The 7,354-nt window shown below is 44.6% G+C and carries 7 protein-coding genes; 6 read left to right on the forward strand and 1 reads right to left on the reverse strand.

Going from position 1 to position 7,354, the window contains the following annotated elements:
* Positions 1-117: 117 nt before the first annotated feature.
* The 6 genes from nudC (at position 118) to L0J61_RS07780 (ending at position 5,388) form a co-directional block, all read left to right on the forward strand.
* On the forward strand, positions 118-1,053 hold the full coding sequence (nudC, locus tag L0J61_RS07755) for an NAD(+) diphosphatase (RefSeq protein WP_301465834.1): 936 nt from the start codon (positions 118-120) through the stop codon (positions 1,051-1,053).
* 293 nt (positions 1,054-1,346) lie between these two features.
* Entirely contained in the window at positions 1,347-2,186 is an 840-nt protein-coding gene (locus tag L0J61_RS07760) for an RnfABCDGE type electron transport complex subunit B (protein ID WP_301465837.1), read from the forward strand.
* A 94-nt stretch (positions 2,187-2,280) separates the two neighbouring features.
* Positions 2,281-2,976: an endonuclease III gene (gene nth, locus L0J61_RS07765; protein ID WP_301465839.1), complete on the forward strand. Its 696-nt coding sequence runs from the start codon at positions 2,281-2,283 to the stop codon at positions 2,974-2,976.
* Positions 2,977-3,004: 28 nt separating this feature from the next.
* On the forward strand, positions 3,005-3,601 hold the full coding sequence (locus L0J61_RS07770; protein WP_301465840.1) for a DJ-1/PfpI family protein: 597 nt from the start codon (positions 3,005-3,007) through the stop codon (positions 3,599-3,601).
* A gap of 162 nt (positions 3,602-3,763) precedes the next feature.
* Entirely contained in the window at positions 3,764-4,930 is a 1,167-nt protein-coding gene (gene metK / locus L0J61_RS07775; RefSeq protein ID WP_301465842.1) for a methionine adenosyltransferase, read from the forward strand.
* A 101-nt stretch (positions 4,931-5,031) separates the two neighbouring features.
* On the forward strand, positions 5,032-5,388 hold the full coding sequence (locus L0J61_RS07780) for a DUF3144 domain-containing protein (RefSeq protein WP_301465844.1): 357 nt from the start codon (positions 5,032-5,034) through the stop codon (positions 5,386-5,388).
* A gap of 211 nt (positions 5,389-5,599) precedes the next feature.
* Here the strand turns inward: L0J61_RS07780 and L0J61_RS07785 are convergent, their stop codons facing one another.
* Positions 5,600-7,252 (reverse strand): BCCT family transporter, encoded by a 1,653-nt coding sequence (locus tag L0J61_RS07785; RefSeq protein ID WP_301465846.1) that lies wholly within the window; start codon positions 7,250-7,252, stop codon positions 5,600-5,602.
* Positions 7,253-7,354: the final 102 nt, after the last annotated feature.

Consider the following 7,354-nt stretch of genomic DNA (forward strand, 5'->3'; position numbering starts at 1 on the left):
ATTTGACGCCGTTTGGCAACATTTAGCCATTTTTAACCCATTTAGATGACTATCGCTTAAATTGAGGACACGCCCCACTTTAAAACAGGCTTACTTTAATGCCTTGGAGCTTTGTACATGACCAGCGCTTTTATCTTCAGCGATGATACTATCCTATGTCATCAGACATCTGATGGTTGGTGGCCTTTGCCAGTTCAATACTCAAAATCTGATGTTGACCTAAACAACGATGCATACCCACAGGCTTATCAGATTGGTCACGTTGCGCTGCTCGAAAGCTTGGCACTGATCCATTGGCAAACGACAGCTAGCACTGATCACAGTGACGTTGATATTAGACCAACGTTCACGGCGCAAGCTTCTAGCGCCATGAGTTACGACTATGCAGTCGCACATCATGTGGCATTACCTCCCGTCAATGAAAGTAGCGGTAATACCTTTGTCCCTTATCGCCAGTTGATCCTCCAACTGCCTGTCGCTTTATCGAACCAACTGAGCCAAGCCATACAGTTATTGCGTTGGCAAACAGACACTCGTTTCTGTAGCCGCTGCGCAACGCCTGTCATTCATGCCAGAAATGCCGAGCGCGCCATGGTCTGTCCTGCTTGTCAACTACACCAGTACCCTCGCGTACAACCTTGTATCATCACAGCCATCACTCGCCCAAACCCGCAAACAGGTGAAACGCAAATACTTCTGGCCCATCACCATCGTCATGGACAGCAGAAACAGCCACCGCTCTATGGCTTGATCGCAGGGTTTGTAGAAGTCGGTGAGAGTCTAGAGCATGCTGTCGTGCGTGAAGTCGCTGAAGAGGTCAATATCACTCTAACAGATATTCGCTATATCAGCAGTCAGCCGTGGCCATTCCCAACAAACTTAATGCTTGGGTTTCGCGCGACCTACGCAGGCGGTGATATCATCATCCAAGAAGATGAGTTGGCACATGCTGACTTCTTTGATCTCTCAAATTTACCCAAAATCCCTTCTAAAGGCAGTATTGCCTACGAGTTAATAGCCCAAATTTTGACAGAACAAGGCTTTGAGGCTTAAACAGTAATACCATGCACAAAAATTAGAGTAGCAAGAAAAAAGAGTGCAAGTCTTATCTCATGCTTTAACATTGAAATTTTAATGCCATCCCTATGAACTTCCTAGTACCCTAGCTATAGGAGGTATCTGCAAAATTTATGTTAAAATCATCATCCTAGTTTGCTGACTTTTTTAATCAGTCTCTAATCTGTGATGACACGCCCTCATATTTATACAGACTACTTCAGAACAACACCTCTACTATTTTTATACTAACGCCTTGCTGTATTGCTGGTATTAAGGTTTTTAATTAAATGCAAAGTGACACCCATATCCGCCTAGTCAATCTACCAATATTGTTTGATTCATTGAATATTGATGGCTTACCTGCTGATATACAATCCAAAATTTCACAAATAGACGCATGCTTGCCACAGACGCAGTGTGGTCTTTGCGATCATCCAGACGGCTGTCTACCATACGCCGCTGCCATCGTCATAGATGGTGAGCCTTATAATAAATGTGTCCCTGGCGGTCAACCAGTGACTGATTCGATTGCTCAGATTGTGGACGAAGATAGTTACGCAACAAACGCCACTCCGGATGCCGCTCCATCACAGTGGCCAATAGACACTAGCTCTGAGCGACCTACCGAGGTGCGCGCCGTGATACGTGAGGATGACTGTATCGGCTGCACTAAGTGCATACCAGCCTGCCCGGTCGACGCCATCGTCGGTACTGGCAAGCATATGCATACTATCTTTACAGATCTGTGTACCGGCTGCGAGCTGTGTATCGCCCCTTGCCCAGTCGACTGTATCGACTTAGTCACGGTTGATCGCAGCATTTCTATACCTGAGCGTGTAGCAGAACAAGAAGACTTACGTCAACGCTACCACACACATTTACGACGTGTGACGGAGCAACTGGCTGATAGCAGCAACAGCAAACCTGTGGTCAGTATGGTAGAGGCTAAACTGAACAATGCGGCAAGTCAGTCTTTAAACATCAGCGAAACACAAGCAAAAAACACCATTGCTGCAGCCAAGCTACGTACCAAAATCAAAAAACTGGAAAAACAACTGAGTGTACGTGCCAATGAAAAAAAGCAAGCCGATCTTGACACATTAAAAGCTGAGCTTGCGCAACTATGACCCAGTACTCACTACCTAGCACAACAACGTTAATTCATCGTTTTCATACGTTATTAATCCTCAGATTCAACAAAACCAATGATAGCCAACAGCCATGAGTAGAGCAGTCAAAAATAAAACAGCAGACACGCCGCCATCCAGACGTATGCCCAATCGCGACGTACGCCCATTTTTTGAAAAGCTGGCGGAAACGATAAAGGAGCCTGTCACCGAGCTCAACTATAGCAGTAATTTTGAGCTACTTATTGCGGTGATTTTATCAGCGCAGGCCACTGACGTGAGCGTCAACATCGCCACTGATCAGTTATACCCTATCGCCAACACGCCTGAAGCCATATTGGCATTGGGAGAGGATGGGCTTAAAACCTATATTAATAATATCGGTCTATACAATGCAAAAGCCAAAAACGTCATCAAAACCTGCCGTGATTTAATAGAAAAATTCAACAGTACCGTCCCTGATAATCGCCAAGACCTCGAATCCCTCGCTGGCGTTGGTCGTAAAACAGCTAACGTGGTGTTGAATACCGCCTTTGGTCAGCCGACCATGGCGGTGGATACCCATATCTTTCGAGTGGGCAATCGCACAGGACTCGCCACGGGAAAAACGGTATTGATCGTTGAAAAAAAACTGATCGAGCGGATTCCCGAAGATATCATTGTTGACGCCCACCACTATCTCATTTTACACGGGCGCTATACCTGCCAAGCACGCACACCGAAGTGTGGCGCTTGCGCGGTCTACGACGAATGCAAATTTAAAGACAAAGCTAAATTTTTGGAAATGTAACCTACTTACTTGATGTTTGGAAAACCAGATGCAAACGCTAACCGCACTACTGTTCAATGATTTTGAAACCTTGGATCTATTTGGACCTATAGAAATGTTCGGCTGCTTACCTGAAGATTATCGTCTTCAATTTGCATCAATCAATGGTGGTGTCACTCATAGTAAACATGGTGTAGCGATACAAACAACTGCTGTCAAAGATTTGACTCACCAAACTGACATCTTATTAATGGTAGGCGGGATGGGTACCCGTCAGCAAGTCAACCACAGAGAATTTTTGCAGACTGCTAACCTGTTTACTGATCAGGCCAGTTGGGTTCTGAGCGGCTGTACCGGTAGTGCGCTATTGGCCAAGGCTGGTGCTTTAAATGGCAGACGCGCGACGTCAAACAAATTATCGTGGCAATGGGTAATCGCCCAATCTGACAAGGTCAATTGGGTAAAGCAAGCACGTTGGGTCGTTGATAGCAAATTTTATACGTCATCAGGCGTTAGTGCCGGTATGGACATGGCGCTTGGTTTTATCGCTGACAGACATGACATAGATACAGCACGTAAAGTCGCCCAGTATACTGAATATCGCTGGCAAGAAAATAGCGACATGGACGACTTTTATCAAAAGTAAACAGTACTTGGTTGCGTCCTAATCCCATCCACCGCTAGAGTTTTGCCTCGATACACGGTAAAATGTAATGATTTTTGATTCATTTTCGCCTTTTTATTTTTATATACATTTAATAGTGACTGAATTCGAAGGCTACAGTCCCTGCAATTAAGCGATCCCATTATGCGTGAATACAATTTATTTACCTCAGAATCTGTAAGCGAAGGTCATCCGGATAAAATGGCTGACCAAATCTCAGACGCCATTCTCGATGCTATTTTACAACAAGACTTAGATGCACGTGTGGCATGCGAAACCCTAGTCAAAACGGGTGCGGTGATATTAGCAGGCGAAGTAACCTCGACAGCAAATATCGATCTTGAACGAATTGTCCGTGACACCGTAAAAGGTATCGGCTACCAACATTCAGACTTAGGGTTTGATGGCGAGACTTGTGCCGTGATCAATATGTTGGGCAAGCAGTCTCCTGAGATTGCTCAAGGCGTCGACCGTAGCAGCCCTGAAGAGCAAGGTGCCGGCGATCAAGGTCTGATGTTCGGCTATGCTAGCAACGAAACTGATGTATTGATGCCAGCACCGATCGAATTTTCTCATCGCTTAATGGAGCGTCAGTCGGAGCTGCGCCGCTCAGGAGAGTTGCCATGGTTACGCCCAGACGCCAAAGCACAGGTCACGTTGAAGTATGACGGAAATCGCCCAATTGCAGTTGACGCTGTCGTATTATCGACTCAGCACGACCCTAGCATCTCACAGTCTGATCTGAAAGAAGCCATCATGGAGTCTGTCATTAAACAAGTATTGCCTGCAGACCTATTACACGCAGGGACTCGTTATCATATCAACCCAACCGGTAAGTTTGTGATTGGTGGACCAGTCGGTGACGCCGGCCTCACTGGTCGTAAAATCATCGTAGACACCTATGGCGGCATGGCTCGTCATGGTGGTGGTGCTTTCAGTGGCAAAGACCCTTCGAAAGTAGATCGCAGTGCTGCTTATGCCGTACGCTACGTCGCAAAAAATATTGTAGCAGCTGGTCTTGCTGATCGCTGTGAAGTACAAGTCAGTTATGCAATTGGTGTCGCTGAGCCAACCTCTATCTCCGTAAATACGTTTGGCACCAGCAAAATCAGCAACGACGAAATCATTCGCTTGATTCGTACCCATTTCGATCTACGCCCTTATGGTATTACTCGTATGCTAAACTTGTTGCAACCGATGTATCAGCAGACTGCCACCTTTGGTCATTTCGGTCGCCCCGGCTCTGAAACTGCTTTTACTTGGGAAAAAACAGACAAAGCGGACATTTTAAAAGCAGACGCTGGCTTATAATCCAAACACTGTCGCATTAGTGAGTTTGCTCATTGGTGCGCTATAGCTATGCAAAAACACCAAAAATATTCAAAATCACCGACACTTATTAGGAGTCGTTTATGTCTCAAGAAAACAATCAAGATAAGAATAATGATCCAAACGTTGACATCACCCCTGAAATGCAGGCGTTTTACCAACGTGCAGATGCCATTATTGGTATTGCAAATAGCCAGCTAGGCCCTGAAGCCCATTCAGGACAAGTAGGTGCTTCTTTATTATATGCCGCTGCTCGCTATAGCGCCTCCGTCGCGTCTATTGGCTTTGTGAAAGGCGAAGACTTTGCTAAAGAAAAAGATGATATCGTCGAGTTTTATGTCAAACAGTACCGCCAAATGCTAAGTGACAATCTGACTGACTATGCCCAAAACTTTGACAAGTATGTGCAACTCAACCAAGACGATAAACCAGCTCAATAAAAATAAAATACCGTCATAAACACAAAACCCCCAAGCTTTATATAAAGCTTGGGGGTTTTTATTGCCTGTGAATTGGTCATCAACCACATGCTTAGTCAACACGGCAACTTTGATTGCCCCAATTCACCAAATTCTTCTCTCCACGAATATCCATAAAAGCCCTAAGAACATAATAAGAATATACTAAGAGAGAAAGACACTTAGGGCGATTCTAGTCGTCTTTTTGAAGATCAGGAGGACCTTCTAGTAACTCTTCATCACGGAACTCATTGGCCGAATTATGCTCTGCTGACTCTTCGGTGTCAAACCACTGCTGATTGCGATACAGCACCAATCTGTCTCGACTCAGACCACGTAGTAATGAGTACATCATGATGACAATCACAATGGCAAAAGGAAATCCTGAAACAATAGAAGCTGCCTGCAATGCACTAAGACCACCTGCTGCTAATAATATCGCAGCGATAACCCCTTCTGTGCCCGCCCAAAACAATCGCTGTACCTTTGGCGGATTGGTATCACCACCTGACGTCAGCATATCAACAACAAAGCTAGCCGAGTCAGAAGATGTGACAAACCACAGTGTGATCATAACCACAATCAATAATGACGTCGCTTCTGTAAAAGGATATAACTCCATCAGTTTAAAGATCGCACTACTGCTATCAGCCTTAACCGCTTCAACCAAGCCAGGGCTTGCCAAATCAGGATTGACAGCTGCCATAAGCTCCATATTGACCGCAGAACCGCCAAAAGCAGTAAACCAGAGAAACAGAATCGCTACAGGGATTAATAATACACCCAAAATAAACTCACGAATCGTACGTCCACGAGAGATACGTGCGACGAATACGCCTACAAATGGTGACCAGCTAATCCACCATGCCCAATAAAATATCGTCCATGCAGACTGCCAGTTTTCTTCGCCTTCATATGATTCGGTCCACATGCCTAATGGAATAGCTTGATGCAGATAGTTACCAGTATTTTCGATCAAGCTATTAAAAATAAATTGCGTTGGTCCTAAGATAATCACGAAGGTTAATAAAACGAATGTAAAAAGAATATTAATATCACTTAGGCGCTTAATACCTTTGTCTACTCCCAACATCAATGACAGGCTAGCAAACCCAGTAATACAAGCGATCAGAATAATCTGTGTGGTAATACTGTTAGGAATACCAAACAAACTATCGAGACCAGAATTAATCTGTAAGACCCCAAGACCTAAGGTGGTAACCACCCCAAACATCGTTCCAAATACTGCTAAGGTATCCACCGTATGACCCATAGGACCGTAGATTTTTTTACCGATGAGTGGGTAAAGGGTTGAACGAATCGCCAAGGGCAAGCCCACTCGATAGTGAAAATAAGCCAATGCTAGCGCCACTACACCATAAAGTGCCCAGACATGAAATCCATAATGCAAAAACGAGATATTCATTGCCAACTTAGCCGCTTCAATGGTCTCTCCTTCACCCAATGGCGGTGCCATGAAATGATACAGTGGCTCAGAAGTACCCCAATAAATTAGCCCAATACCGATACCTGCCGAAAACAACATCCCAATCCAAGACACCAGATTGTATTCGGGTCTCTCTGTCTGATAGCCAAGTCGAATATCACCATATCGGCTAAATATCAGGTAGACGCTCATTAGTAAAGCCAAGTTTATGACTACGATAAAGAACCAGCCAAAGCGTAAAGATACAAACGCTTGCGCTTCATTAAACACTAACTCTGCTTGTTCATTGAATAAAGCACCAAAAATAATAAAAGCAATGATAAGCAGTGCTGAGGTCAGAAACACAGGCTTATTCACCCGCGGAAAAGGGCCTAATCGACCAACTTTGACATGATCCATAGATTTTTCCTAGAAATAAAAGTTTGTAACGTTACCAAGATAAACACTTCTTAGATTAACACACCAAGTGCAACGCTAATTAATATTATAGAACGCCTGCAT

Source organism: Psychrobacter sp., from assembly GCF_030457785.1.
Lineage (GTDB): Bacteria > Pseudomonadota > Gammaproteobacteria > Pseudomonadales > Moraxellaceae > Psychrobacter.